28 protein-coding genes and 1 pseudogene are annotated in these 26,267 nt (G+C 68.8%); 10 read left to right on the plus strand and 19 right to left on the minus strand.

Going from position 1 to position 26,267, the window contains the following annotated elements:
- Positions 1 to 163: 163 nt before the first annotated feature.
- The 3 genes from DFP74_RS20640 to DFP74_RS20650 form a co-directional block, all read right to left on the minus strand.
- Entirely contained in the window at positions 164 to 1,804 is a 1,641-nt protein-coding gene (locus tag DFP74_RS20640; protein ID WP_121183876.1) for a right-handed parallel beta-helix repeat-containing protein, read from the minus strand.
- Between the two features lie 162 nt (positions 1,805 to 1,966).
- Positions 1,967 to 3,577: a right-handed parallel beta-helix repeat-containing protein gene (locus DFP74_RS20645; protein WP_121183878.1), complete on the minus strand. Its 1,611-nt coding sequence runs from the start codon at positions 3,575 to 3,577 to the stop codon at positions 1,967 to 1,969.
- A 559-nt stretch (positions 3,578 to 4,136) separates the two neighbouring features.
- Entirely contained in the window at positions 4,137 to 5,243 is a 1,107-nt protein-coding gene (locus tag DFP74_RS20650) for a hypothetical protein (RefSeq protein ID WP_199725724.1), read from the minus strand.
- 156 nt (positions 5,244 to 5,399) lie between these two features.
- Between DFP74_RS20650 and DFP74_RS20655 the strand changes: the two genes are divergently transcribed.
- The 3 genes from DFP74_RS20655 (at position 5,400) to DFP74_RS20665 (ending at position 8,158) form a co-directional block, all read left to right on the plus strand.
- On the plus strand, positions 5,400 to 6,635 hold the full coding sequence (locus DFP74_RS20655; protein WP_147453892.1) for a sensor histidine kinase: 1,236 nt from the start codon (positions 5,400 to 5,402) through the stop codon (positions 6,633 to 6,635).
- On the plus strand, positions 6,632 to 7,282 hold the full coding sequence (locus DFP74_RS20660) for a response regulator transcription factor (protein ID WP_121183882.1): 651 nt from the start codon (positions 6,632 to 6,634) through the stop codon (positions 7,280 to 7,282). The genes DFP74_RS20655 and DFP74_RS20660 overlap by 4 nt, the downstream gene beginning before the upstream one ends.
- Positions 7,283 to 7,558: 276 nt before the next feature.
- Positions 7,559 to 8,158, plus strand: coding sequence for a sortase domain-bontaining protein (locus DFP74_RS20665; protein WP_255499580.1), 600 nt, complete (start codon positions 7,559 to 7,561; stop codon positions 8,156 to 8,158).
- 503 nt (positions 8,159 to 8,661) lie between these two features.
- Here DFP74_RS20665 and DFP74_RS20670 read toward each other — a convergent pair.
- On the minus strand, positions 8,662 to 9,024 hold the full coding sequence (locus tag DFP74_RS20670; RefSeq protein WP_199725726.1) for a hypothetical protein: 363 nt from the start codon (positions 9,022 to 9,024) through the stop codon (positions 8,662 to 8,664).
- Positions 9,025 to 9,381: 357 nt separating this feature from the next.
- Here DFP74_RS20670 and DFP74_RS20675 point away from each other — a divergent pair, with 357 nt between their 5' ends.
- Entirely contained in the window at positions 9,382 to 10,023 is a 642-nt protein-coding gene (locus DFP74_RS20675) for a hypothetical protein (RefSeq protein WP_147453893.1), read from the plus strand.
- A 108-nt stretch (positions 10,024 to 10,131) separates the two neighbouring features.
- On the opposite strand, the gene DFP74_RS35195 is transcribed toward DFP74_RS20675, so the two are convergent.
- Entirely contained in the window at positions 10,132 to 10,527 is a 396-nt protein-coding gene (locus DFP74_RS35195; RefSeq protein WP_370013408.1) for a DUF429 domain-containing protein, read from the minus strand.
- Between the two features lie 43 nt (positions 10,528 to 10,570).
- Here DFP74_RS35195 and DFP74_RS35200 point away from each other — a divergent pair, with 43 nt between their 5' ends.
- Positions 10,571 to 10,807 carry a hypothetical protein gene (locus DFP74_RS35200; protein ID WP_199725728.1) on the plus strand — a complete coding sequence of 79 codons (237 nt, stop codon included), beginning with the start codon at positions 10,571 to 10,573 and terminating at the stop codon, positions 10,805 to 10,807.
- 156 nt (positions 10,808 to 10,963) lie between these two features.
- Here DFP74_RS35200 and DFP74_RS20685 read toward each other — a convergent pair whose 3' ends face one another.
- From DFP74_RS20685 to DFP74_RS20700, 4 genes are all read right to left on the minus strand, one after another.
- Complete coding sequence (locus DFP74_RS20685; protein ID WP_147453894.1) at positions 10,964 to 11,971, minus strand: hypothetical protein; 1,008 nt, start codon at positions 11,969 to 11,971, stop codon at positions 10,964 to 10,966.
- A 499-nt stretch (positions 11,972 to 12,470) separates the two neighbouring features.
- Entirely contained in the window at positions 12,471 to 13,052 is a 582-nt protein-coding gene (locus DFP74_RS20690; RefSeq protein WP_121183888.1) for a GNAT family N-acetyltransferase, read from the minus strand.
- A 112-nt stretch (positions 13,053 to 13,164) separates the two neighbouring features.
- A complete protein-coding gene (locus tag DFP74_RS20695; RefSeq protein WP_233571068.1) occupies positions 13,165 to 14,214 on the minus strand; it encodes a glycerophosphodiester phosphodiesterase family protein in 1,050 nt (349 codons plus the stop codon).
- A gap of 142 nt (positions 14,215 to 14,356) precedes the next feature.
- A complete protein-coding gene (locus tag DFP74_RS20700) occupies positions 14,357 to 14,539 on the minus strand; it encodes a hypothetical protein (RefSeq protein WP_121183891.1) in 183 nt (60 codons plus the stop codon).
- A 529-nt stretch (positions 14,540 to 15,068) separates the two neighbouring features.
- On the opposite strand from DFP74_RS20700, the gene betT reads away from it, so the two are divergent.
- Both betT and DFP74_RS20710 read left to right on the plus strand, forming a co-directional pair.
- Positions 15,069 to 17,213 carry a choline BCCT transporter BetT gene (gene betT, locus DFP74_RS20705; RefSeq protein WP_305037061.1) on the plus strand — a complete coding sequence of 715 codons (2,145 nt, stop codon included), beginning with the start codon at positions 15,069 to 15,071 and terminating at the stop codon, positions 17,211 to 17,213.
- A 134-nt stretch (positions 17,214 to 17,347) separates the two neighbouring features.
- Positions 17,348 to 17,569 carry a hypothetical protein gene (locus DFP74_RS20710; protein WP_121183893.1) on the plus strand — a complete coding sequence of 74 codons (222 nt, stop codon included), beginning with the start codon at positions 17,348 to 17,350 and terminating at the stop codon, positions 17,567 to 17,569.
- A gap of 151 nt (positions 17,570 to 17,720) precedes the next feature.
- On the opposite strand, the gene DFP74_RS20715 is transcribed toward DFP74_RS20710, so the two are convergent.
- Both DFP74_RS20715 and DFP74_RS35205 read right to left on the minus strand, forming a co-directional pair.
- A complete protein-coding gene (locus tag DFP74_RS20715) occupies positions 17,721 to 18,611 on the minus strand; it encodes a polysaccharide lyase (RefSeq protein ID WP_121183895.1) in 891 nt (296 codons plus the stop codon).
- A gap of 629 nt (positions 18,612 to 19,240) precedes the next feature.
- A complete protein-coding gene (locus DFP74_RS35205; RefSeq protein ID WP_158613032.1) occupies positions 19,241 to 19,837 on the minus strand; it encodes a transposase in 597 nt (198 codons plus the stop codon).
- Between the two features lie 182 nt (positions 19,838 to 20,019).
- Between DFP74_RS35205 and DFP74_RS20735 the strand changes: the two genes are divergently transcribed.
- The gene (locus DFP74_RS20735) at positions 20,020 to 20,202 is read left to right on the plus strand and encodes a hypothetical protein (protein ID WP_158613033.1); all 183 of its coding nucleotides are present in this window, start codon (positions 20,020 to 20,022) and stop codon (positions 20,200 to 20,202) included.
- Positions 20,203 to 20,250: 48 nt separating this feature from the next.
- Here DFP74_RS20735 and DFP74_RS20740 read toward each other — a convergent pair whose 3' ends face one another.
- Positions 20,251 to 20,847, minus strand: a complete 597-nt coding sequence (locus DFP74_RS20740) for a hypothetical protein (protein WP_121183901.1) — start codon at positions 20,845 to 20,847, stop codon at positions 20,251 to 20,253.
- 550 nt (positions 20,848 to 21,397) lie between these two features.
- Positions 21,398 to 21,523 (minus strand): hypothetical protein, encoded by a 126-nt coding sequence (locus DFP74_RS34940; protein WP_255499581.1) that lies wholly within the window; start codon positions 21,521 to 21,523, stop codon positions 21,398 to 21,400.
- Between the two features lie 92 nt (positions 21,524 to 21,615).
- Between DFP74_RS34940 and DFP74_RS20745 the strand changes: the two genes are divergently transcribed.
- Both DFP74_RS20745 and DFP74_RS20750 read left to right on the plus strand, forming a co-directional pair.
- Positions 21,616 to 22,005 carry a transposase family protein gene (locus DFP74_RS20745; RefSeq protein ID WP_233571069.1) on the plus strand — a complete coding sequence of 130 codons (390 nt, stop codon included), beginning with the start codon at positions 21,616 to 21,618 and terminating at the stop codon, positions 22,003 to 22,005.
- A 222-nt stretch (positions 22,006 to 22,227) separates the two neighbouring features.
- The gene (locus DFP74_RS20750) at positions 22,228 to 22,986 is read left to right on the plus strand and encodes a methyltransferase domain-containing protein (RefSeq protein WP_121183903.1); all 759 of its coding nucleotides are present in this window, start codon (positions 22,228 to 22,230) and stop codon (positions 22,984 to 22,986) included.
- Between the two features lie 62 nt (positions 22,987 to 23,048).
- Here DFP74_RS20750 and DFP74_RS34490 read toward each other — a convergent pair whose 3' ends face one another.
- From DFP74_RS34490 to DFP74_RS20765, 6 genes and pseudogenes are all read right to left on the minus strand, one after another.
- Positions 23,049 to 23,213 carry a hypothetical protein gene (locus DFP74_RS34490; protein WP_233571070.1) on the minus strand — a complete coding sequence of 55 codons (165 nt, stop codon included), beginning with the start codon at positions 23,211 to 23,213 and terminating at the stop codon, positions 23,049 to 23,051.
- Positions 23,214 to 23,222: 9 nt separating this feature from the next.
- Positions 23,223 to 23,354: pseudogene (locus DFP74_RS34495) on the minus strand (cytochrome P450); the annotation flags it as partial.
- The gene (locus DFP74_RS20755) at positions 23,345 to 24,208 is read right to left on the minus strand and encodes a cytochrome P450 (protein ID WP_233571071.1); all 864 of its coding nucleotides are present in this window, start codon (positions 24,206 to 24,208) and stop codon (positions 23,345 to 23,347) included. The gene DFP74_RS20755 and the pseudogene DFP74_RS34495, both read right to left, overlap by 10 nt.
- A gap of 75 nt (positions 24,209 to 24,283) precedes the next feature.
- Complete coding sequence (locus DFP74_RS34500; RefSeq protein WP_233571072.1) at positions 24,284 to 24,388, minus strand: cittilin family RiPP precursor; 105 nt, start codon at positions 24,386 to 24,388, stop codon at positions 24,284 to 24,286.
- A 530-nt stretch (positions 24,389 to 24,918) separates the two neighbouring features.
- Positions 24,919 to 25,785: an ergot alkaloid biosynthesis protein gene (locus DFP74_RS20760; RefSeq protein ID WP_121183905.1), complete on the minus strand. Its 867-nt coding sequence runs from the start codon at positions 25,783 to 25,785 to the stop codon at positions 24,919 to 24,921.
- Entirely contained in the window at positions 25,782 to 26,222 is a 441-nt protein-coding gene (locus tag DFP74_RS20765; RefSeq protein ID WP_233571073.1) for a nuclear transport factor 2 family protein, read from the minus strand. Before DFP74_RS20765 ends, DFP74_RS20760 begins: the two co-directional genes overlap by 4 nt.
- Positions 26,223 to 26,267 lie beyond the last annotated feature (45 nt).

Consider the following 26,267-nt stretch of genomic DNA (forward strand, 5'->3'; position numbering starts at 1 on the left):
GAAGAGGCAAGAGCGGGTGGAGAGGCATCGCAGACAGTTGGCAGGCTGCCGACGGGTCGCTCAGATGGACATCGCGTCATGCCGTCGATCAGCAACCGGTGAAGCGCATCAGGGAAAGCCTTCATCCTGCTGCGCGGCCGTTCCGGCTCCCGCACTCGTGCGCTCAGACCTGGCCGGGTGAGAATTCCAGGTAGTCGATGTTGGGCAGGCCATCGGAGCCAACGGCCACGAGCTCGACGGCGTTACTACCGGAGTCCACCCGCACCCTGACCGTCGCTGTCGCCCAGTTCTCCCACGCGCCCGTGCCCGCGAACGGGATCGACTCCGCGGCGGAGCCGTTCACCACCACCTCCGCCGGCCGACTGCTCGAACCGCCGTTGGCGTACCCGATCACCAAGGTGACCGTTGCCGCGCTGTCGGCGTCCACCGTGAACCCCGCCGCCGCACTCGTGGTGTTGTCGGTGTTGCAGAATCCGCTGCCGGAATATCCGGGGTGCTCGGCGTCGATGGTGCCGTCGCAGGTGGCCGGCGCGTGCTCCGCCTCATAGCGCCCGGAAACCGGTTCGCCCCCACCACTGCCGTCACTGAAGTCGGCTCCGAGGTTCGCGTGGTCACGGGGGCGCAGGAACTCCGTGGCCGGGATCGAGCCGTCCGCGGCGCGCGGGCCCGTGATGTCCGAGGTCGCGGTGCTGACCAGGTCGGCGTCGCTCCAGTCGTTCCCGAGATCCCACGAGTTGCCGCTGCCGCCGGAGGAGCCGAGGTCGATTCCCGACCCGTTGCCCACCGACAGATTCCGGTTCAGCGTCGAGGTCGACCGGTCGAAGACGAACCCGCTGCCGCCATTGGCCCAGGCGGTGTTGTTCTCCAGGCGCAGCGAGCCGGGATTGCCGTTGTCGATGAATCCGCCCACGGCATTGTCGAAGGCGATGCTGTTGTTCACGACGTGGTTCGCCTGGCCGCGTCCGAGCTTGAAGCCGTTGCCGTCGCCCTCCCATCCAGGGAAACCCCAGCGGTCGACGCCGTTGCCCCAGGCGACGGAGTCCTCGATGCGGATGGGGGTGAGGAAGTCCCAGGAGTCGAAACCGTCGTCGGCGTTGTTCCACATCCTGGCGCCGATCACGACGTTGCCCGAGCCGGCTCCCTGCTTGATGGCCAGGCCGTCGGCGCTCTCGCCGTTCTTGCGCGGGTCGCGGTTGCCGTGGCTGTCGAGGTCGATGATCTGGTTGTCGCTGGAGTCGAGCACCAGGTGCAGCCCGGTCTCGTAGTTGTCGCGGGTGACCAGGTCCTTGTAGACGTTGTTGCTGGACTCGATGGCGAAGATCCCGTACGGGCCGTTGATGATCTCCAGGTCCTCGAAGCGCCACCAGTCGCCGCTGACGTGGATCGCGCCGCGCTCGATGCGGGGGTAGGACTCGCCGAGCGGGGCGGGGGTGTGGGGCATCTCCTCGCCGTCGATGACGACGTGCTCGCCGTCGTAGGCGCGCATGGTGATCGGTCGGGAGGGGGTGCCGCTCTTCTCGATCCGGATGTTGACGCTGGGGTCGTAGGTGCCGCCGCGGATCTGGATCACGGTGCCCGGCTCGGCCAGATCGACGGCGCGTTGGATGGTGCGCAAGGGCGCAGCGACGGTCCCGGGGGCGGAGTCGCTGCCGTCGGTCGCGACGGTGAGCGTGGTGTCCTGAGCGGCGACGGGCTGTGCCGGTGCGAGGACCGTGAACGGGACGAGCACTGCCACCGCCGCCGCCAAGGCGAGCCGCAGCGCTCGCGACGGTTCGCCGTGGGTGCGAAGACTGCTGAACCGCATGATCGATGGAACCTCTCTCGAAACTGCCGGGGGAGTGGACCACGGCCGCGGCGATGACCCGCGGCCCGGCCCAGAGCCCACACCTGGACCGGCCGGCCCGCCCGTTTCCTTCGGGCGGACCGGCCGGTGTTCAGTCGGATCCGGTGCTGTCGGCCGGATCGGTTACAGGTCGACCTCGTTGCCGCCGATGGTCACCACGAGGCGGCCGGTCGAGTCGAAGCCCCAGTCCAGGGACCCGGAGTACTGGGAGCAGCGGGAACCGTTGGAACCGTCCCAGAACTGGTTCGAGCCGTCGGCGTCACCCCTGTACCGGTCGGTCGACCCGCTGTCGCACGAGGTGTTGTTGCGGAAGACCGAGTCGCCGCCGTCGAACTGGAAGTTGCGCTCCTCGTTGCCGACGCCCAGGTTGTTCGAGACCGTGATGGAGCCGGGGTTCGAGTTGTAGGTGAACCCGTGCTTGCCGTTGTCGAAGGCGATGCTGTGGTGGATGTGGTGGTCCACCTCGATGCCCGAGCCGCCGAGCTTGAACCCGTTGCGGTCGCCGTTCCCGTGGACGGAGCCGTCCGAGAGCGAGCCGTTGCTGAACGCCAGCGAGTGCTCGATGGTCACCTCGCCGATCGGGCCGGTGTCCGACTTGGCGTACAGGTCGTAGCCGTCGTCGATGTTGTTGTACGCCACGGTGTAGCGGAAGACGTTCCCGTCCCCGACGGTGAGCTTCGGGGCGAACCCGTCGGCGTCCTCACCGTCGGAGTCGACGTTGTCGTGCGAGACCGAGCTGACGATGAGGTTGTTCGAGGGCCACTCCGACCTGGGGGCCCCTGCGGTGTACCGCGACAGCTGCAGCCCGGTGTCGCGGTTGTGCCGGGTGGTCACCCGCTCGATGACGTTGTCGTTGCCGCCCAGCAGGATTCCGTTGTCGCCGGCGCGCTCGACGATGATGCCGTTGACGTGCCACCAGTCGCCGCCGATGGCCAGGCCCCGGTTGGCGGAGTCCTCGCTCTGGGCCGAGAAGTCCAGCACGGGAGTCTCGCCGGGGTAGGCGAACAGTTCGTTGCGCTCGCCCGGCAGGCCGTCGTTGCCCGGTTCGATGTGCACCGTGTCGGAGAAGGCGTAGGAACCGCCGCGCATGTAGATCGACCCGCCGGGCTCGATGCGCTCGATCGCCGAGGTGAGCGTGGTCGGGTCGGACTCGGTACCGGAGGCGCCGTCGCTGCCGCCCGGAGCCACGAAGAGCTCGTCGCCCGACGGCGGCGGGGTGTCGCCGCCCCCGTCGTCCGGCGGCGGGTCCTCGCCGTCGTCCGGCGGGTTGTCCCCTCCGCCGTCCGGCGCTTCGGCGTAGGTCTCGAACTCGGCGATGCGCGGGGTGCCGTTCGAGCCGGTGATCTCGAAGTTGATCTTGCGCAGCGAGGTCGGAGCGAAGGTGATGGTGCCCGCTCCACTGCCGGTGGCCAGGACCGCGCCGGTGTCGTGGTTCACGACCCGGTACGAGCCGATGTTGCCCTCGGCCCCGGACGCCTCACGGATGTTGATGGCGGACACCGTGGCGTCGGAGCCCCACTTCACCGAGACGCGGCCGGTCGAGCCGCTCGGCGACCAGTAGCTGCTCATGTCGCCGTCGACGGCGTTCCCGTAGCTGGTGCCGCTCGCCTTGCTGGAACCGTCGGCGCCCGCCCCGATGCTGAGGTTGGTGCCGTCGGAGCTGGTGTCTGCCGCTGCCTGGGACATCGGCACGGCGAGGGCCGTCACCAAGGTCGCAGTAGCCAGCGTCGACATGACTCGACGCGTGGTTGATCGTCTCACCGCTGGGCCTTCCTGGTGGGGGGTGCATGAGAGCGTGCTCTACCTCACACAGTAGAGAAAGCGCTTTCCCTGTCAAGGGGGGTTAATGCAACCGGTTGTAGGAGGATCGAACCTCCTGTTTACCCACGTAGGGCTTCCACCTGTGACTTAACGGCACCTGGCATCGGATTCAGGAGGGAGCTCCCCAAAAGATGCAACCGCTTGAACTCCTGCGCAGTGGGCCGGACGCAGGCGCCCGGTCATGGTCGAGGAAGCGTCACGGTGGGGCAGGAGGGTCGGAATCGAGCTGTGTGACCAGCACCCACCTGGGGGACGACTGCTCGAGCCGTACCGATCCGGCGGCCAGGTCCAAGCCCGGGGAAACCGGGATCCGGAGTAACACTGGACTTGGGGAGGGCGTTCCTGGAGGGCTGTCCGTGGTGGGAGTGCAGCCGGACCCGGCTTGTGGCCGGGTCCGGCCGGGGATCTCCAGAGCCGGGAACCTTCGGAGCCAGGGATGGTCGACTCTGGGGACCGTCAGCGTCAGGGAACTTCAATGGTCGTCCCGGCCGCACTCACCACAGGCACCCCGGGTGCGCAGGTGGTAGGCCAGGGTGGCGGCGCCCAGGGCCGCTGCCCACAGCGGCCACAGCGCGCCCGGGCTGCCCACGACTGCATCGATGTCGCCCCAGTCGATCAGGCGTACCATCACGAATCCGGCCGAGGCCAGCGACACCGCTACGACGGAGGCGAAGGTGATCGGGAAGGCGGGAGGCACCCGCTTCCCGGCCAGCCCGAGCACCCAACGGGGCCAGATGACGCCCCAGCGCTTCACCAGCCCCAGCGTCAGTGCTCCGCCCGCCGCTCCGAAGGTCGCGAGGTAGGCCCCCATCCACACCAGACCGCTCGTGTGCAATTCGTCCAGGAAGTCCTGGGAGATGGTCAGAGGGAAACCGAACACCCACGCCCAGCGGGTGACCGCGTACGCGAGCGGGATCACCGCGGCCGTGTACGCGGCCCACCGGCCCCAGCGTGCCGCGGCGACGGGCGCGGCCCAGGAGGAGGTCCGGTCCGTCCGACCACAGCGTTCGCAGGCGTTGTTGGTACGGAACTGGAACGCCAGGGTCGCGGCGCCCCACAGGACACCCCCCGCGGCGCAGAGCATGAGGTTGGTGGTGGTCCACGGGTAGGCCAGGCCGACGAACTCCCCGTAGCTCAGCGGCGGCCACCCGAAGGGGATGCCCACCAACGCGATGGGTGTGTAGGCGAGGGTCGTGAGCACCCTCTGGTCGGGGATGACCACGATCAGGGCCAGCGCGACGGTCCACCCGTAGCCCAGCAGGGCCACGCGCCCCACGCCGTGCGCGTGTGATCGGGCGAGGAGCAGAGCGACCGCGGCTCCGACGAGGCCGAGCACGGCGATCCACGCTCCCACACCGGTCGCGGTCGCGAAACCGAGGATCGACTCCTTCCGTGCGTCAGGCAGATCTCCCTCACCGAAGGGGAATCCGGGCAGCCCCAGGGCCCAGAGCAGACCCAGTGCGCCGTAGCCGAACGACCACACGGCCGCGGCGTAGCCCGCCCACGCCGGCCATCGGTGCAGGGCCCGGCGGACCGGTCCGGTGGTGGTGCGGGGATTCTTCCCCGTGCTCTTGCTCATGGCGTTCGCCCTCCTTGGTGACTGCTGTACGTCCGAGCCTGGCCGGAGCGGACGGCCCGCCCCAGATGCCGATAGGCCGGGAACGGTCACCTCGGCCGGGCGGTATGTGCCGATCGGCACGGGCGGTGGGAGGGCCCGCTCCGTAGGGTGGACCGCATGCGCGACATCAGGTGGGCCAGCGCGACGGTGACCGGGGTGCTCGCGTGCGCGCTGGGTCTCTGGGCAGCCGTGTACCCGTGGGCGTGGACACCGGCCGTGGCCGCATTGGCCGTCTCCGGGTGCCTCGTGTGGTGGCCCCACTCCCGGGGATGGCCGGCCTGGTCGGCCGGAGCTGCGGGTACGGCCTCACTCACCGCGACGCTGGGCCATCACGTGCTGGGCTGGCCGGGCCTGCCTGCTTGGGGAATGGTGGAGGCCGCGTTCCTGTGTGCGCTGGTCGGGCTGGTGGTTCGTTGGGCGCCGGAGCAGAGGGAAGTCGCGGGGCACGGCGCACCGGTCGGCCGGGGCGCCGTGGCGGTCTGGGGTGCGGTGGCGGGCGCGGTCCTGGCCGGTGCGGGCGCGGCGACGACTGTCCTGCGAGCGGTCCCGACCACCGTCTCGGCGCCCTTGGGCCCCGCGGACACGGTTTTCGTGGTGGCGGTGTGGACTCTGGGACCGCTGGCGGCCGCGGCGGTGGGACTGTTCCTGCGGTACCTCGCCGAACGCCGGGATCGGGAGGTCGCCTGGGCACGGCAGGCCCAGCGCATGGAACTCGCCCACGACCTGCACGACTACGTGGCCCACGACGTCAGCGCGATGGTCGCTCAAGCTCAGGCGGCGGGGGTGGTGATCGAGGACCGTGAGGCGGTACGCGCGGCGCTGGCCAGGATCGAGGCCTCCGGTCTCGCGGCGATGGCGTCCATGGACCGGACGATCGGGGTGCTGCGCGACCGGTCCGGGCAGGAGCGCGGGTTCGGCGGGGTGGCCGAACTTCCGGAGCTGGTGGAGCGGTTCGGGGACACGGCGCGGCTGACCATGGACCCGCGGCTGGCGGACGCGGTCCCGCGTGAGCTGGCGGGGACCGTGCACCGGGTCGTGACGGAGTCGCTCACCAACGTGCGTCGGCACGCTCCGGCGATGACGGAAGTAGAGGTCGCGGTGCGGTTGGTGGCCGAGGACGTGGAGGTGGTCGTGCGCAACGACTCCGTCGGCGTGGTGCCCGCAGAGCCCGGGCGCCGCGGCGGGGTGGGGCTGCCGGCTCTGGCGGAGCGGGTCAGCGCGCTGTCGGGCACGTTCGAGGCCGGACCGCGGGGCGGTGACTGGCTCGTTCGGGCCCGGCTCCCGTTGACGGTGGGTTCCGGTGGCGCAGGTGGCTCGTACACGGGCGGCACCTGTGAAGGAGGGGAACGGTGACGATCCGGGTACTGGTGGTCGACGACCAGGAGTCCATCCGCAGCGCCTTCCGGATGGTCCTGGAAGCGCAGCCGGACATGTCTGTGGTGGGTGAGGCGGCCGAGGGGGCGGGGGCCCTGAGACAGGTGCGCGTGCTGCGCCCCGACGTGGTCCTGGTGGACATCCGGATGCCGGGTATGGACGGGCTCGAGCTCACACGCCGCCTCGCCGGGCCGGAGGTGGCCGATCCGGTGCGGGTCGTGGTGGTGACCACGTTCGACCTGGACGGATACGTGCACGCGGCGCTGCGGGGCGGGGCGTGCGGGTTCCTCCTGAAGCGTTCGGGGCCGACGCTCCTGGTGGAGGCGGTACGCGCGGCCGTCGCCGGTGAGTCGCTGATCAGCCCGCAGATCACCGTGCGGTTGCTGCGACACCTGAGGGAACCGGCGGTCAGCCCGTCGGTGGAGGTGCTGACGGAGCGGGAGATCGACGTGGTGCGGTTGGTGGCCCGTGGTCTCAGCAACGCCGAGATCGCGGCCGAACTGTTCATCAGCGCGGGCACCGCCAAGAACCATCTGGCGAACGCGCAGCAGAAGCTGAACGTGCGCAACCGGGTGGGCGTGGCCGGTTGGGCCTGGTCGAGCGGGCTCGCGGGGGCCGGAGAGTGAGGCTCGGCCCGACCGCCCGTCGTGCGCTCCGCGCCCAGACGCTCTCGCTCCACGGAGTCTGAGGGCACGCGGATCGGACGCCGACAACGCGCCCTCCGGTGGATCGGTCCGGGATCTTCGATGACGCGAGCCGTTCCCGCTGGTCTGTACGGTCACATCGGATTCCACCCCAGCGGTCGTCGGCCGCAGGCTGCTGGGATCCAAGGCGTGAGACGAAACGCCGCCAGCGAACCAGTAGCGGGACGGACGTGATGTCCACCCCGTTGCCTGAGCAGGATGGTGGCCGCCGTGTGCTCCACTCGGCGGCCACCGCCTTCGTCACCCGCCTCGGAGCACTCCGGCGAACAGGCCCCGCGCCCCCAGAATTCTCCGACCCCGTCAGCGCCCGCCCCGGAACCCGCCGGATCAGCTGAGCCGGGCGAGCAGCGTCTCGCACGTGAGGAACCGGTCAGTCTGAGCATCCCGGCGATCGGGGTGGACACCGAGGACCTCCTACCACTCCAGGTGCGCTCCGACTGCGAACTCGATGTGCCCCAGGACCCCGACGCCGTCGGATGGTACGAGGCGGGTGCCTGGCCGGGCCAGAGCGGAGCGGCCGTGATGGGCGCGCACGTGGACTCCCTGTCCGGACCGGCGGTCTTCTTCCGCCTGCGGGAGCTGAGTCCGGGGGACGAGATCACGGTGGGGCGCGCTGACGGCGTCGACGCCGTGTTCAGCGTGTACGAGGTGGGGCAGTACCCCAAGGACGGATTCCCCACTCGCAGGGTCTACGGTTCCACGCAGGGCCAGGCCGAGCTACGGCTGATCACCTGTGGCGGCACCTTCCAAGGGCCCGGCGCGGGTACACCAGCAATGTGGTCGTCTATGCGGTCTTGAAGCTTTCGACTTGAACCCGCCTCGAACACGCGAGCGTCCCGTGGTCGATGCGCACACCAGTGGCGTTTGCGGTCAGGGGTGGGTCGCATGGCCCGGCACCCCGCTGTCCATGCGTCTGGACACTGCCCCCACCAACGCTTGGCTATGGCAGTGAGAACGGGCTGTCTCGTGCCGAGTGTGATGGAGGCTCTGGTGTGCCGGGGTCGGCCTCCCGCCACTCATGAGAACCGGGTGGCCGTCGAAGGCGGTGTCGGGTCCGGGCGGCATTGTCCTGTTGGAGGCGGCGCGGAAAGCGGCTGAGCGGACCGCATAGAGGTCGCGTGCGTAGGCCCACAGTGCCGGGTACTCGGCAGGGCGTGGATGCCCAGGTCCTGCGCCCGACTGTTTCGGCCATCGGTCACCACGCCCATGACCGAACACCAGCAGGTGCGACGGTCCGACACGCGAAACATGAGGCCATCGGGCTGACGCCGAACGAATCGGTCCGCGAAGCGCCGGCTGATTTACCTTGCGAAACCGCGCAACTCAGAAGCCGCCCGCGCGGCGCGGCTCGTCACTAGCGGCCATTCCGGATCGTCGAACCACAGCGCGTCCGACGCGGTGGTGCCCTGTCGGCGAGCGATGACCTCGACCGAAGCGACCACGGAGCGGATGGCGTTCGCTTCGTGCTCATCGAGGAGGAGCGCGCCAATGTCCTCTGCCGGGTCGCGTACATCCCAGAAGGTGTCGTCGATCAACCAGTGCACAGCGTCAGTCAGAGTCGGCGTCGTCTGGTTCCGATCGGACTCGGCTCTATGGACCTCCGCTGCCAGCACATCGAGTGCGTTCAACACGTCCTGCCGACGTTCCGGCCACGTGATTTCCATGTGCCCATGGTGCCACCAGGGCCGGTGGGCCGACATCAGCGAAGCAGTGGCGGATTGAGGTTCGCGATGGTTGCGACTCGGTGGAGCCGGGCCGCGCGCCCCTGTCCCCAACACCTTAAAACAACGGTGTTGGGTGCCGGGATCGCCTCCCGTCACTCGCCCGGGTTTGGCGGTGGCTCCTGCTCAGGTGCCATAGAAGCAACGACAGATGGGGCAGTGGAGCACGAGTGTGTGCTGGTCGCGGTGGGTGCACGGGACGGGTTCGGTGTCCCTCCGGGTGGGGGTTTTCTGCCTGTGGCCGGGCCCTGAGGTGAAGCGGCTTTCCCCGCGTGCTTAGCGCCCGCTAGGTTCTCCGGCATGGCTGGTTACTGGGGACTGCGTGTCGGGGCCTGGCTCGAGGAGTTGAAGCGGAAGCGGCCGGTGTTTCACTCCGAGGCGGACTTCCAGCACGCCCTGGCCTGGACGGCGCACCTGTTCGAGCCCTCTCTCCGGGTGCGGCTGGAGGTCAAGACCGCCGTGGGACACCTGGACCTGTTGATCTCCGTCCCCGAACAGAACCGGCACTTGGCGCTGGAACTGAAATACCTCAAGGCCGCCTGGAGCGGGGCGGTAGGGGGCGAGCGCTTCGAACTGGCGAACCAGGGCGCCCAGGACATCCGGGGCTACGACGTGGTCAAGGACATCAGCCGCGTGGAACAGCTGACCGGCCACGCACCGGGCTGGAGCGGCGGCGTGCTGGTGCTGTCCAATGAGCCGAGTTACTGGAGCCGTCCCGACCATGGCCGGGCCACCAACGCCGACGCCTTCCGTGTCTATGAGGGCAGCCAGCTCTCGGGGGTCCGGGCATGGGGGCCCTACACCGGCTCGGGCACCATGAAGGGCCGCACCGATCCCATCCGGCTGCGCGGCGCATACAGGTGCGCCTGGTCGGGCTACTCGCGCCTGGAGGGCCGCCGGGGCGACTTCCGGCTGTTGAGCATCCCGGTCCTGGACCGGTGACCAGCCACCGAGCCCAGCTCCCACGGACGCTTCGGGGTGTGCCAGCACGGGAGACCTGCTCAATGCCGTGGACGACCACGTTTGCGCCCGACACCTCGCGGCGCTCGCTCAGCCCAGGCGCGTCAGGCTTTCGCGCTCGGGAAGGTGAATCCATCCCTCCAGCTCGGCCAGGGCGATTTCCTCGCCCTCAGGTCGGGCGGTGAGGTCCAGGGCAGCGGCACGCGCGGTCAAAGCCGCGATCAGGGCATCGAAAGCGTGCTCGCTGGCGTCATAGGCACGCCGATGCTCCTTGGAGCACTCCAACCACGGGGCCGATTCCAGGAGTTCTCGCATACTGCGCCCGGGCCCCAGCCCCCACTGGGTGCGGGAAGCCGCCGGATACACCTCCACCACTGTGCCAGCGAGCGGCGGTAGCTCCCAACTTGTCGAAGGACACCGACAACGGACGGCCACCGGCCACCTGGCGCACACGCAGATCGGTGCGGCGCAACCGCAACCCCGCATAGTGCTTCGCACGGTCCCGGCCGCGCCCGGGCCAGGGGCGCTGGTGGGTATGCGCGTATACGGCTTCGGCGAAGTCGACCGGCCAGCCGAAGGGGCAGTCGATACCGGCACGGTCGCCTGGACCCAGGCTGCTCAGCAGGTCCAGGATCTCCTGATCAGTGCATCCCTGGCGCGCTGGGCCGACGGTGGCGCCGTGGTCGCCCCACGTGATCTCAGCGGCCGCGGTATTGCTGGCCGCAACGGCCAGGCCGATCCCGATCGTGCGCATCACTGCTCCTGATGGACTCTCGATGTATGTGCTCCGGGCTTGGGGTTACGCGCATGACCGGCGCATCTACCACAGCCTCGTGGCAGCGGGCCAAGATCGCATTACAGAGTCCATCGCAGCAGGTACAAGACATCTGATCATTGCAGGCATACCGAACAAGATCCCGGGTCAGCCGAGGATCTTGGCCAGCCGGGCCTGGTAGCGGTCCCAGGACGCCATGTCCTTGGGTTGAATCTCGATGAGCTTGATCCCGTGTTTCCTGGCCAGGGCGCGTTTCAGTTTGACCTTTTCGTCGTACTCGGACCTGCCGATCAGTCCGAAGTACTCGATCAGGGTTCCACCCACCTTGAAGTCGGCTCTCATCTGGCTGTCCGGATACCGGGGTTCCTTGGTGTGTTCGAATCCGTTGTCAGAGAGCCAGTCGTCAATGGTCTTCTCCGCGAGGGAGTTGCACACGTGACCATCCTTGGCCAGGGTGCGGATCCCGAAAACACCCTTGTGGGCTCCGTTGGGCAGCACCCCCGTTGCGATCAGTGCCGCCAACCAGCTCCCGTACTGCTTCTTGACCGACGCGGTGCTCGGGCGCCCCTGGGCGCAGAGCTCCACGAGCGCGGCGAGCCTCGACCGTGTGATGTCGGACCAGGCCACTGATCGCTCCCAGCCCTGGCTGGGCACACGGCCCAGGGCGCGAGCGAGTTCGACCATGTACCTGTCGACCTTGCCCTTGTCCGCCTCGTAGTCCCAGGCTTCCTCGAAGAAGATTCCCCGGAAGCAGGGGTCACAGCATCGGAGACCGACTCTGCCGCCTACATAGCGAATAGTCCTGTGGCTGGAGTCGACTTCCTGGAATCCTGTGCCACAGGCCTCACAGGTCAGGCTTCGGGGTGGTTCCATCTCCCGCGCGTAACCCAGTACCTGTGCCCGGGCCAGTGCGAAACCACCGATGAGGTTGTAGTAGGCGTACCTGTCGCATAAGGGATCCTTGGATCTCCAGCGATCGATGATCTTAGGGTCGGTCATCTTCTCGACGACATCATGGGTGTAGCTGACGAACAACCAGCCGTACCTTGCTATCAGGGTGCGAACGGCTGCATCATGCTCCTTCGTCCACCACTCCAAGATGTAAGGGTTCTCTGCGTATTCGTCGGGGACTTCACGCCCGCCTAGAAATTTCACCGGATATCTCCCGAATCATGAAGCGCAATCCAGAAGGCCAGAATACGTGATCGACTTGAAGGGATTGTCTTTCGTCACTCGATGATCGTCAGGCGGGGTGGGGGAGCAGCTCGACCACCTCTGTTGGCCTCGTTTCTTGTGTTTGATTTTCTGGAAGTTGTGAAATTCGGCATCCCGGGTTGGTGAAATTGCAGGTCGTGCAGACTGCTCCTCGCGCACGCGGGAATGGGCCCCGACCGCACGAGGCGCACCATGAAGAGGGAGACTGCTCCCCGCGCGCGGGGATGGGCCCCTGTACAACCCTGAGCTGGAGTTCCTGGGCGTCTGATCCCTGTGCACGCGAGTGGTCTCGGGGTGACGTCGCAGGCATTGGGGATGCCCCACTGCGCCGACCGTGGACATCGACCGCGACGACCCTCCGTGTCAGTGGACACGCGGTGTGCCCCTCGGGGCGAGCGGTGCGCCCCCGGGCTGGGCCGCCCGGGGCGGACCGCCTGGCTCAGGGGGCCGACCGCAGGTTCCGCCGCATCAGGACGCGGGGATGGCCGGACAGAACCGAGGTCGTGTCGGCGGCGTGGGTGAACCCGGCACGCTCGAAGTTCCTCCTGAGCCCGGGGTAGGCCATCGTCAGGTCGACCCTGGCGCCTCCGTTGTCCAGGGGGTAGGCCTCCACCGCGGGTGCGCCGTGGGAGCGGGCGAACTCAACGGCCCCGGCGATCAGGGCGTGCGAAATCCCCTGTCTGCGGTGTCCGGGGCGCACCCGGATACACCACAGGGACCAGACCGGCAGGTCGTCGACGTGCGGAATCTTTCGGTTCCGAGCGAAGGAGGTCGTCGAACGCGGCGCCACGGCCGCCCATCCCACCGGTTCGTCGCCGTCGTAGGCGAGCACCCCGGGCGGGGGATCCCCGCGGCACAGTTCCGCCACGTACTCACCGCGGTCGGGACCGCGGAGCTCTTTGTTGAGCTTGGACGGGATGCGGTAGCTCAGGCACCAGCAGACGTTGGCCCCGGGCGACTTGGGGCCTACCAGGGTTCGGACGTCCTCGAAGGCCGAGGCCGGGCGCACATCGATGGCCATGGTGCCAGAATGCCACGGTGCCAGGGTGTCACGGCGCCGGGGGAGGGGCCCTGGACCCGCGTGGGCCGCCCTCCCCCCAGCGCGGCTTCCGGATTCGGCGGGGTCGGCTCGGTCAGTGGCGCCCGGGTTCGCGAAGCGGCCTGGGGAGCCGCAGTTCGTTGTCGGCCATGACGTCGCGCAGCCGGTCCGGGTAGTCGGTGATCAGCCCGTCGACACCGGCGTCGACCAGGGACTGCATAGTGGCGGGGTCGTTGACCGTCCACGGGATGACGTCGATCCCCAGCTCATGGGCCCGGTTCACCATGTCCGCGGTCACGTAGGGCTCGTAGCCGGGGTCGTCGACGGTCCCGCCCTGGGGAAAGCCGTGCACGGGCGAGAAGGCGTCGGCGTCGAACGACCGGACGGCGAGCAGGGGATCGCCGTCGAAGTCGTCGATGTCGATGCCGCCCAGCCAAGGCGAGGCCCCGGGCTGGTCCACCTCGAGGAAGGTGTAGTTGGTGAGGGCGACGATCGGCAGGAACGGTTCGCGTTCGCGCACCAGCATCAGGGCGCCCCAGTCGAAGCTCTGGATGCTGACCTGACGCAGCATGCGCGCGTCGCGGATCTCGCGGATGACGACATCGACGAATTCCTCACGCGGGGCGGTCTGCTCGGGTGCGCCCGCCTCGACCTTGGTCTCGATGTTGAGGTCGACGCCGTAGGCACGGTACTGGTGGATGAGGTCGAACACCTCGCTGAGCAGGGCCATCCGCTCACCGGGCACGACCTGCTGGTCCGGGTGGTTCGGGTGCTGCCGTGAGCCGCAGTCCAGTGTGCGCACCTGGTCCAGGGTCAGGTCCTTGATGTAGGAGCCGACGTAGGGGTACTGCGGGTCGTCGGGGAAGGCGGGCCCGGTGTCCTGGCAGTTGTGATCGCTGATCCGCCGGTCGTGTGTGACGACGGCCTCGCCGTCCTTGGTGATCTGGATGTCGAGTTCCAGTGTGCTGACGCCGAGCTGGAGCGCGTTCTCGAACGCCGGGATCGTGCTCTCGACGACGAGCCCCACACCTCCGCGGTGTGCTTGGAGGTCGAAGTCGTGTCGGGTCTGGGCGTGCGCGGGGGCACTGAGGCCGGCGAGGGGGATCACGAGGGTTGCGGTGAGGGCGAGCATAGGCCTGAACATGCGCACCAGGGTGTGCGCTGTCCGTGTCCGGTCGGCGGGCAGCGGGTGACGGGTTCCCGAAGAGGACCGTACAAGAGGGTTCCCGATCCTGTTGGCCGCCGTGCTCGCCGACCGGCGAATGCCGCAGGCGCTCCCGGCGGCCTCAGGCGGTCGTCCGCTGGACCTGCTCCAACCGATTCCAGAGGGCTCGTTCGCGATCGGTGTCGTAGGACTCGGCGGATGAGGCCGTGGCCTGTTTGCGGTGAATGTAGGCGCCGGTCGCGGCGGGGGCGGCGCCGAGGACGGCGTCGGCGAGTTTCCTGCCCGCCGGGACGGGGGTCTCCACCAGGGGCGTGACCGCGAGCAGCGGGATGACCCTTCAGGAAAGGGAAGGCCCCGCCGGTCTCGCGGGCGAGACCGGTTCCGACCACGAGGCTGGGGTTGTAGGAGACGATGCCGATGCCGTCGGGCAGTCGGTGGGCCCATTCGTGGACGAGGTACACGCCGCCGAGTTTGCTCATGACATAGGCACGACGGCCGGCTCGCTGTCCGGGGCAGTCCCGCTCCCGTCGCGCGGCCGCGGACGACACGCCACGCCGCCGCGCGCGGGTTACGGGCCCCTTGACGGACGATCGGTGAGGATGGCGCAGTGGACTACCTGAGTCCCATGGTTCGCTTCCCGCCGGCCTCGCGGCGCCGGGACGGCACCTAGGCGGGAGCCGGACAGGGCTGCGCGGTCCGCGCCGACGCTGCGCGCTCCCGGGCGCGGTGGGCGGCCGCGGTCGCGAAAGACCCCCGGTCCCCTCCTCGGCGCCCCCGTCACCGCAGCCCGCGGGAAGCCACTCCCGGCACCGCAGGAACGAGAGGTGAGATCGGTGGCCACCGATGACGGAGGACAGAACCGTCAGGACGGTACGGCGAAACCGGCGACGCCGGCGGATCTGGAGCAGGCCGATCCCGGACGGAGCCAGCTCAAACCGGCCGTGTTCTTCGGCTCGTCGATCCTGATCCTCGCGCTCTCGATCTGGGCGATCATCACTCCGACGGGCGCCGAGTACGTGATCGGCACCGTCGTGGGGTGGATCAGCCAGGTGTTCGGCTGGTACTACTTCCTCGCCGCCACCCTGTACCTGGGGTTCGTCGTGTTCGTCGCGATCTCCCGTTACGGCACGATCAAGCTCGGCCCCCAGCACTCCCGGCCGGACTACGGGGTGTTCGCGTGGGCCGCCATGCTGTTCGCGGCGGGGATCGGCATCGACCTGATGTTCTTCTCCGTTGCCGGGCCGGTCACCCACTACCTGGCTCCTCCCGAGGGCGACGCGCAGACCGTCGAGGCGGCGCGACAGGGCGTGGTGTGGACGCTCTTCCACTACGGCATCACCGGGTGGGCGATGTACGCGCTGATGGGCATGGCCCTCGGCTACTTCTCGTTCCGCTACCACCTCCCCCTGGCCATCCGCTCGGCCCTGTATCCGCTGATCGGCAAGCGCATCCACGGCCGCATCGGTGACGCGGTCGACCTGGCGGCCATCATCGGCACGATCTTCGGTATCTCCGTGTCGCTGGGCATCGGCGTCGTCCAGCTCAACTATGGGCTGAACTTCCTCTTCGGTATCCCCGAGGGGACGGCGGCGCAGATCGGCCTGATCCTGGTCGCCGTGCTCGTGGCCACGGTGTCGGCGGTGGCGGGCGTCGACCGGGGCATCCGGCGGCTGTCGCAGCTCAACGTCGTGCTCGCCATCGTCCTGATGCTCTACGTACTGGTCTTCGAAAATCCCATCCAGCTGCTCAACGCCCTCGTGCTGAACATCGGCGACTACGTCAGCCGGTTCCCCTCGATGACGCTGAACACCTTCGCCTACGACCCGCCGATCGCCTGGCTCAACGACTGGACGCTGTTCTTCTGGGCCTGGTGGGTCGCCTGGGCGCCCTTCGTCGGCCTCTTCCTCGCCAGGATCTCGCGCGGCCGCACCATTCGGCAGTTCGTGACGGCGACCCTGGTGGTCCCGCTGCTGTACACGCTGACGTTCCTGTCGATCTTCGGCAACAGCGCCCTGAGTATCGTGCGCCAGGGCAACATGGAGTTCGGGCAGCTCGCCATGAACGAACCCGAACGAGGGTTCTACACACTGCTCACGCAGTATCCGGGCGTGCTGTTCAGCGCCGGACTCGCGACGGTCGTCGGCCTGCTCCTCTACGTCACCTCGGCCGACTCCGGCGCGCTGGTGATGGGCAACCTCAGCTCACACCTGCCGACACCGATCACCGACGCGCCGGCGTGGCTGCGCATCTTCTGGGCGTCGGCGACCGGCCTGCTGACCCTCGCCATGCTCCTGGTCGGCGGGTTGGACGCGCTGACCAGCGCGACCATCATCATGGGGCTGCCGTTCTCGTTCGTGATGCTCCTGATCATCTGGGGGCTGTACAAGGCGCTGCGGGTCGAGAGGTTCCGGCAGGACGCGTTCCGCACGACCCTGTCGTCCTCGCTGTCGGACCGGACCGCGGTCGACCGCCGGGGCGCGGAGCGCAACTGGCGCCAGCGGATCACGAGGGCGGTGAGCTTCCCCGGCAAGCGCGCGGCCACCAAGTTCGTCCGAGAGGTGTGCCGCCCCGCGTTGGAGGACGTCGCCGAAGGGCTGCGTGAGGAGGGCGCGGAGGCGACGGTGACCGAAGGTGTCGACGAGAAGGTCGGGATCCCGCACCTGGAACTGAGGGTCCCGATGGGCTCGGAGGAGGAGTTCACCTACCGGGTGTGGCCCATCGTGGTGCCCACCCCCGCCTTCGCCATGCGCTCGCTCGCCGAGCACGACACCTACGTGCGCTTCGAGGTCTACCTCACCGAGGGAAGCCAGGGCTACGACGTGATGGGCTACACCAAGGACCAGCTCATCGGGAACATCCTCGACGAGTACGAGCGGCACCTGGAGTTCCTGCGCCTGCACCGGGAGGCGCAGGCCCGCTCGGCCATGCCCGACCACGGGCCCGGTACGGCCGACGTCCAGGCCGAGGAAGGGACGTGAGGCCGTTCCCGCGGCCCACGCGCCCGACCGCGCCATGGTGAGAATTTGACCCCCGTGCACCGTTTTCCGTCTCCCGTCCGGGGCAGCGGACCGCATGTAGGCCGAAAGAGACGAGACATACCCAGGGAGAGAACATGAGCAGCTCCGCCGAGCAGGCGATGGGTACGCGGGACAAGCACTACGACATGGTGAGCGTGCTGTACCACGTGCTCCAGGAGGGCGACACGGTCGATCGCTACATCCGGGACGCCAAGGACAGCGGTGACGAGGAGCTCGTCGAGTTCTTCAACCAGGTGCAGAAGCAGGACCGCGAGCGCGCCGCCCGGGCCAAGCAGTTGCTCAAGGCGCGGCTGTAGAGCGTGCCGCGGCACCGCCGGGCAACCGGGGGAGGCGGACCGCCTCCCCCGGTCTCTTCGTGCGGGGGCGCGGGGGCGCGGGAGCGCCGCGGGCCTTCGGGGCGGGCGGCCGCCCGCGGAACGCGAAGGGACCGGACGGAGCCGTGACGGCTCAGCGGCAGCCCGGGAGGTCGCAGACGTCGGCGCGCGACGTGGACACCTCCAGATCGTCGTACCAGACGTAGCTGCCGGTGGCCGGTGCGAACTTCTCGGTGGAGCCGCCGAAGAAGGTCGAGAAGTAGGCCTTGTCCACCAGGTCGTCGTTGGACACCAGGCGCAGGCCGGTGACCAGGGCGGCGGACTCGCCGTTGTAGAAGACCTCGATCTCACCGTCGGGGTTGGCCCGGCCGTCGGTCACCGTGTTGATCCTGAGCCGCTGGACGATGTTCACCCACTCACCCCGGGGATAGTGGACGTCGGCGCCGTCGACGCGCAGGACCGCGTCGTCGCCGTACTTCCCCTCTTTGTCCATGTGGTAGTAGTACACGGACGCCCGGCCGTCCCGGCGCCAGATCATGCGCGAGGTGAAGCCGTTCTCGCCGTCGCAGAACTGCCCTCCGGAGCACGCCGCGCCCCCGGCCAGGCCCAGCCCGAGTTTTCCGCCGAACGAGGTGCTGCCCCAGCTGAAGTCCTCGCTGAGGCGCGCCCAGTAGGACAGGTGGTACTCGTGCGCCGGGGTGAGCCTGAACGGCGCCAGGGCGCCGGAGTCGCGCGGTCCGATCTTCCCCTCGGGGTAGAACACGCGCAGGGACTTCTCGCCCGTGTGGGCCGGGACCGAGTCGTCGATGAGGGTGCGCTCGTCCATCCCCACCTCGTGGGGGGCGTACCACCCGTCCTTCTCCCACTCCGCCAGGGTGTAGGCGCCGCCCGCGGCCGGGCGCTCGAAGGTGTTGTACCGGTACGTGGGCGAGGGGACGGTGTCGGCGGCCGCGGGAGCGGCGCCCAGCACGGTCAACAGCACCGTGGAAGAGAGTGTGGAGGCGAGCAGGGCCCTGGCTGTCACGGACGTCTCCATTTCGCGTTGGCGATGGAGCCATCCTCTGTTCTCGATCACGTGCGGCCGGTGCGAGACACGGGCCGACCTTGCCGTTCGCTCGACGTTCACCCGGGTCAAGGTCTCCGAGGCGCCGGGCCCGGTCTCGGTGCCGGGCCCGCGCTTCCGTGCGCGGCGTTCACAGCCATCCGCATGCGCGCAGCGCCAGCAGCAGCACCGCGGTCAGGGCGATCGAGGCCAGCAGCGATCCCACGCATCCCATCCTGGAGTTGTAGAAGAAGAACACTTGCGTCTCCCTTCTCAGCGTCGGGCCGTGCGGGCTCAGTATGCCCGCGTCCACGGCGCACGAAAGCCGGGTGCGACCGCGACAGCCCACCCTTCAGCGCAGACGGAGCCGCTTCGCGACCTGACCGCCGGCGGCGGTCCCCGGCGCAGACCCGGGCCTCCCTCATATCCGGCATGCGGCGACCGTCGGAATACCTCGGGTCAGGGTGATTCATACCGCCGACGCCAAGAACGGGCGCGGAGGCGAAGGGGCACGTCCGTCTTCCACCGCGGTGACGGGTGCGGGTGCGGTGCGCGCGGTGAGGGCAAGACGAAAGCGAGGCCGTAGATGGCTTCTCATGACGGGTCGGTGTTCAAACGCTGCGGGCGCCGCGACGAGGCCACGGGCAAGCTCCTGGGGACGAAGTGCCCCCGGTTGAAGAGGGATGACGGGGCCTGGAACCCTCGCCACGGGGAGTGGGCGTTCCAGCTCGAACTCCCGCGAACGGCAGAGGGCAAACGCCGTCGAGCACGTCGGTCAGGCCTGGATTCCCAGGACGAAGCCCAGGAACATCTCGACCATCTTCCAGACTGGTTGCGTCAGCGAATCGAGGCGTTGTGTCTCGTACCGAGGTTGGTGGAGGCTGCGGCGTGTGCCGGGCTCGCTTCCCGTCACTCGTGTCCACGCTGACCAGGCCCAGGCCGACGTCGTCGCGGGTGGCGGTTTGGGCGGTCATCGCGTCCATGAGCCTCTGGAACAGGCCGGTGGCGGCCCATAGGCGGGACCGGTCGTAGATCGTGGACCAGGAGCCGTAGTGTTCGGGCACGTCCCGCCAAGGGGCGCTGCTGCGGAACCGCCACATGATGGCGCTGAAGTAGCTGCGCAGGTCGGGGATGGGTCCGCGTGTGCCCAGGGGCAGGTGCGGCCCGATCAGGTCCCACTCGTCATCGGTCAGATCACCACGTGCCATAGGGCTGTACTACCGGTCCGGGCGCCCGCCCGAGGGGCGAACGCCCAGATCGCGATAGAAATTCAGAACACGCCCTAGAACCGCCTTCCGTCGCTGACAGGCCGGTCCCCTTCTTCAACCAGGACGAGAGCACCCGGCTGTTCGCGACCGTCAAGGGCGAGGACCTGTGGTCGCGCAGTTACTTGGCGATCCTGTTCCTGCCGCGGGACACCGGCATTCGCATCATGGAGCTGATCGGTGTCACCAGGGAGGACCTCTCTCTCCTGGAGCGCGAGGCCACAGTGAGGGGCAAGGTCGGCAAGTGCCGGACCGCTACCTGCGCGAGCGTGCGTCGCACCGGTGCGGCGACGAGCGCATGGTGGTGATGTAGGGCTGCTCCCCGCGCACGCGGGAACGGGCCGGGTGCGCGCGACCTACGGGACGGGGACCGCGGCGACCTCTGGGGCGCCCTCCGCGGCCAGGCCCAACACCGTTAGCTCGGTGCCCTCGGGGACGTCGAACACCAAGTCGTACTCGCTGGTGTTGCCGGGGTTGGTCTCATCGGAGAACGCACAGATGTCCGCTTGCAACGAGAACTCCGTGCCGTTCGCCGCGTAAGCGTACACCCCTGTCCAGGAGTCCGTGGGCGGATACGCCGGCGACGTGCCCACGTTCTCGGCGCTGATAGTGAGCACGTGAAACTCGCCCGAAGCGGTGTAGCGCTCGCCGCAGTCGTCGTCGTTGTAGGAGTCCGCGGTGCGGGTGTCGGTGACCTCGTAGTCGAACACCCCGTCGGTGGGCTCCCCCGCAGGTGGGGCGGTCGGCGCCGGCGGCACCTCGTCCTCGTACTCCTCCATCTCCTCCATGCCCTCAGGCGCGGCGGTGTCCTCGGCGCCGCCGCCCATGTCCTCGAACGCGGACTCGAGCTGGGCGCGGATGTAGGCCTGATTGCTGAACCACCCCGCGGTGAAGCCGAGTAGCAGGGCGAGGACGGCGGCCGCGGCGGACACGATCCATCCGGTCTTGTTCACAGGGAGCTCTCCTCACAGGGGGCCGGGCAAGGAGGCGGGCTGGCATCCGGCACAGATACGGGTGGCCGCACAGTACACCGCGGCCTCGACACGACGCGCCGGTATCAGGAGGATCGTCCTACACCCGCGACATGAGCGAGCAGACCAAGCACCGGGTCACCTTCCACTTCGGGGGGAAGGAGTGAGCTCCGCGGACGCGGGGATGGATCAGTGCTGAACTCTTCGGCCTGCTCTTGAGCGGGAGCAGTGCCGGTGACCTTGGGTTGCGGCGGATGCCGTCAACAAACCCGGGTGCTCGTCTCGCGTGGGCATTCTCGTAAGGCGGTACTCGTCCGGAGACCGGTGCTGGGAGAAAGGGGTGGTCATCCGCCCGCTCCACCTCGCACCGCTTCGGCGCGGCGGTGCGGCGCAGGTCAGGGCGACGTGTTCAGCCACGGATGATGGGGGTGGGAGCGGGCCGCCAGGATCGGGCCCGCGCCTGGGTGGCGGGTGTTCGGCGCGGGGCTGCCGACCAGGTCCCTGGACCGTCTCATCGCGTGCAGTATTCCGGTCAGCCCCCGTTGATGCCGAGTTCGACGCCGTCCTCGAAGAACTGCGGATTCTCCTGGAACCAGCGGTGGAGTCGACTCACCGGGCGCTCCCGCTGCAGGCTCAACGCTCGGGCAGTGACGCGCATAGCTACATTCTGGGGCAGGCGAAGTGCGTCAATCGAACAGGTTGAGCAGTCGCTCGGCGATGCGGCGCGCGGTGCCGGGAGGGTTGTGCGGTGTGGCGGCGCCTGACCAAGAAAACCTGCCCCACCAGAGGCTCCACACGCTGTTCTACCGCTCCTGCCTGTCCCTGTCACGCCGGACCTTGAACCTGGCCGCCCGCACCCTCCGCGCCCACCGCAAGAACACCGGTTCCCGATGGCGGCGCCTGGACCCCGCACAGCAGGCCCTGCTCGTGCTGGTCCATCTGCACAAGGGTGAGGTATTCACCCAGGTCGCGGCCGGTTTCGAGGTGGGCACCACGACCGCCTGGCGATACGTGCGTGAGGCCACGGTCCTGCTCGCCGAGCAGGCACCCACCCACGAACAGGGCCTGCGCAGAGCACGCCGCATGGGGTGGGGGTACGTGATCGTCGACGGCACGCTCATCGCCTGCGACCGCGCCTGAAGTGGGCTCATGGTGCAGGAGATTTCGGCCTCGCTCCAATCCACATGCACTTGCCTCCAGATATCGAAACAATGTTCGTTGACCGAATCAGGGCGAACTTGGAATTTCTGTCCCTGATGCTGACCCTGGAATCAGACATAACCGCGACGGTCGACCGCGACGGACCGGACCCGTTCTCCGTCAAACGTTGAACCCACGGGAGCGGGAGAGCAGGATGCCTCTATGCAGACTCCCCAGCGTTACGACACTGCCCACCTCCTCGCCCGACTGGACCGCTTCGATCTCACCCCCTTCGCCCGCGACCTTCGCGCGCGGGTCCGAGAACTGCTGCGCTGCGGGCCGCAGGACACGGTCGTGGACGTTGGCTGCGGCGGGGGACGGGCCGTGGCCGAGATCGCCGCCGCAGGGCCGCACGTGGTCGGGGTCGATCTCGACCAGCGGATGCTCGACGCCGCGCGCTCGCGTCACCCTGAGGCGGATCTCCGCCTGGGCGACGCCTACGAACTTCCGCTCGCGGACGCCTCCGCCCAGGGGTACCGGGCGGAAAAGGTCTACCACTCCCTGGACGACCCCCGGAGTGCTCTGGCCGAGGCACACCGGGTCCTGGCACCCGGCGGCCGTATCGTCCTGGCCGGACAGGATTGGGACGCCTACATGGTGGACGCCGCCGACTCCGGGGTCACCCGCTCCATCCTGCGGTCCTACGCCGATCGGATGCCCGACGCACGCGCGCCCCGGCACCAGCGGGCGCTGCTGCTCGACGCGGGGTTCACCGGCATCGAAGTGGAGGGGAGCGTGCTCGTGTTCACGGACGAGGAGGTCCTGCCCATGCTCTTGGCGCTGGCGGAGGCGGCGGAGGAAGCTGGTGCGGTCACAGCGGAACAAGCCGCCTGTTGGGCCGAAGACCAGCGCGAGCGCGCTCGCGAGGGGAGGCTTTTCGCCGCCGTTCCCTTCTTCGTGGTCAGCGCCATCCGGCCCTGACCCCGTGGGGCCGTCAGGCGGGGCCGTTCCCTGGACGCGGCCGCCCTGACCGGGCGGCGCTTTCACACCAGGTGCTCCTTGCGCACGACCGCCCGCACCCCGCGAGGCTGAAGCGCCAGTGCCGGGTGCGGCCGGACGGCCTGCGGGTCGACCAGGTCCAGTCGCACCCGCGCGCGCAGTTCCCTGGCGATGACCTCAGTCTCGCGCAGAGCCATCGACGCGCCCACACAGCCCCTCGGGCCGGATCCGAAGGGGAAGTAGGCGTGGCGGGGGGTCGGGCCGCGCCCGAACCACCGTTCGGGCCGGAACTCCTCAGGGTCCGCGAACCACCGCTCGTCGCGGTGGGTGACCCACTGGCTCAGACCCAGGACCGTGCCAGGGGGTCCTTGGCCGCCGCGAGGGCGTAGCCGTCGTCCACCATCCGGTCGTCGGCCTCACCGTGCTCCCCGAGCGCGAAGAAGAGCCATGTCAGGGCGTCGGCCGTGGTCTCGTATCCCGACATCAGGAGAGTGGCGAGCTCGTCTCTGACTTCCTCGAAGGGCGGGTCGTCGGACAGCAGCCGGTCCAACGCCGTGTCGGAACCCGTGGGCCGGTGGTCGCGAATCAGCGCGGCGAGGGTCTCGTCCAGGGTCCGCAGGGACTGCCTGAGTTCCCGGTTGACGCGGGTCGGCAACCACGCCGGAAGACGCGGAGACGAGGTCAGCCGCATGATGGCCGCCACGGCGGCGGTCAGAGTCTCGCCCCGCTCGCCGAGTTCGCGCCCGGCGATGTGCGTGGCCCCGATCCGCATGGCCAGTCCTGACATCTCCCGGTGCACGTCGATGGTCTGACCGTCACGCCAGGTGTCGATGGTGTGGGCGACACCCTCACGCGCCACGCGTTCCAGGTGTTCCAGGCGCTCGCTGCGGAAGGCGGGACGGAGCCGAGCGCGTTTGCGCTCCCAGGCCGGACCCTCACTGTTCATCATGGCGAGGGGAAAGCCCGTGGGCCCCCGCCGGACGCCCGCACTGATCTTGACGACGTTCTCGCCGCCGTCCACCAGCACCCGGCGGATGTCGTCGGGGTGGACCAGGAGCACGTTCGAGGGGGTGAGGGAAACGACGTCGCCGAACTCGCGGGCCGCACGGGTGAGGAAGGCGAGCGGGTCGAGCGCGAAGTCGGCGACGTTGGAGGTGCCGCGTCCGCCGTGGGGCCCCGGTGGCGCGGAGGTCATGGCCGTCATCGGGGCCCCTTCCGGGCGGGGCCCGTGCCCCGAGAGGGCGGCACGGGCCGGGAGAACGGCGGGATCTTCGAATCCCTAGTAGTAGATGTAGGGGCGGGTCAGCCGGGCGCCGTCGATGATGCGCAGTTTGGCGGCGATGCGGTAGGCGGCTCTCTTCATCGGTTGCTTCCTTCCACTCAATTCCGGTTCCCCAACGGTTCCGGAGATCGCAGTGAACGCTACGCAACTCCGACCCGCACGGGAAAGTGGTGTCCGAGTGACGTTCGCCTGGATGACCGGTGACCAAAGTATGGCTTCGCGGGGATGGCTAAACTTCATTAGTTTGCCCTCCGAAGGTCAAAGCCTGCACTTTCATGCAACGCTCTACTGATTCACTCGCTTCGTGTCTGACACCCGCCCTGGTGGGACGGACCTGCTCCCAGGTGCGGTTACGGTGTTGCCGGACCTCAACACGTCGATCAGGGAAGGGGGAGGTCTACGATTATCACCAGGGCTCAGGGGTGGAAATGTGGTCACCGATGCCGATCACCACGAATATGAACCCCTTCCTGTACAGGTACTTCGACGTTGATCCTGATCGCCGCTGCCGGGTGTGCTCGCCCTGGCCGACGCTCTGCGACTGGAGGCCGGAGCGTCCCAATCCCAGGCGCTGTTGGTGGTCGGGGCGGACCGCGCGGCCGAGTGGTCCGCCCCCTGCACCGGGCCTCCGGTCAGTGTTCGCCCCTTCCCTTGACCGCCCACGCGGTTGCGTGGTCCTGGACGAATTCGGCGAAGGTGCGCGGCGGCCGGCCGGTCAGGTCCAGCACCGCTGTGCTGACCTGGTCCTGTAGACCCCTTCTGATGCCGTCTTCGACCTCGGCGATGGCGGCGGCGAACTCGGCGGGCATGCCTGCGGCCCGGTAGTTGGCCGCTTGCTCTTCGGTACTGATCGTCACCACGCGGACCGGCCGTCCGGTGCGGGCGGTGATGATCGCCGCCGCGTCTCGGTAGTTCAAGGCCTGTGGCCCGGTGAGCAGGTAATCGCGCCGGCTGTCGGGCTCGACGCAGGGATCGGCCAACAGGGCGAAGGCGGAGGCCGCGATGTCCCGCGCGTCGATCCAGCCCACTGCGCCCTCACCGGCGGCGGTCCGGATCTCACCGTGCCCCAGGATCCGCTCGCCCACCGGATGGGGGCTCAGGAAGTTCTGCATGAACCCGGACGCGCGCAGCACGACCCCACCCGGCCGGGCCCGCACCCGCGCGGCCATCTCCAACGCGCTGGGCGCGTTCGGCAGCACGATGGCGGAGCCGAGGAGCACGACCCGGCGCACGCCGAGGCTCTGTGCCTCGGCCAGGAACGGACCGACCAGCGGCATCGGGTCCACAGCGTTCACCGGGGGAACCAGGAAGACCCGGTCCATCCCGCGCAGTGCGGCAGGGTGGGTGGTCGGGTCGTTCCAGTCGAAGCGGACCGCGTCGGGATCGTCGCCGGACGGATGGCGGCCGGCCACCCGGACCGGCACACCGTCGCCCCGCAGCAGCCCCACCAGTGCGCTTCCGGTCTTCCCGGTGCCGCCGGTCACCAGCACGCCGGTCATCGGTCGGCCCCTGAGCGCAGGGAATCGAGCAGTTCGGGCAGCGCCCCGGCCGCCGCAGCGTTGGCCAGCGGGTTCCAGTAGTCCCGGAAGCGGGTGATCAGACCGTCCTGGACGGTGATCACCACGATGTAGTCCATCCGATAGGGCTCTCCGGTGCGCACCGAGTGCCCGTCCGCCTGATACTCCACCACAACGGTGTCCGGCCGTTGCGTGTGGTGGACGGTGATCGCGGGGAGCCCTCGCACGTCGTACACCTCCGGGAACCCGGCCAGGTAGCGGCGGACCTCTTCGCGCCCGACCAGTCGGCGCGGCGAGGCTCCGGCGGCGAACGGGAACTCGGCGGTGCCGTCCTCGGCCCACAGGTCGGCGATGTTCCTGTCCTTGGCCAGGAGCAGATCCAGTAGTCGGCGCATCGTTTCCTCGGGAGTGCGGGGCACGGTGTTCTCCAATGTTCGACAGGCTGTGCGGCCCACACTGGACGC

The organism is Nocardiopsis sp. Huas11 (assembly GCF_003634495.1).
Lineage (GTDB): Bacteria > Actinomycetota > Actinomycetes > Streptosporangiales > Streptosporangiaceae > Nocardiopsis.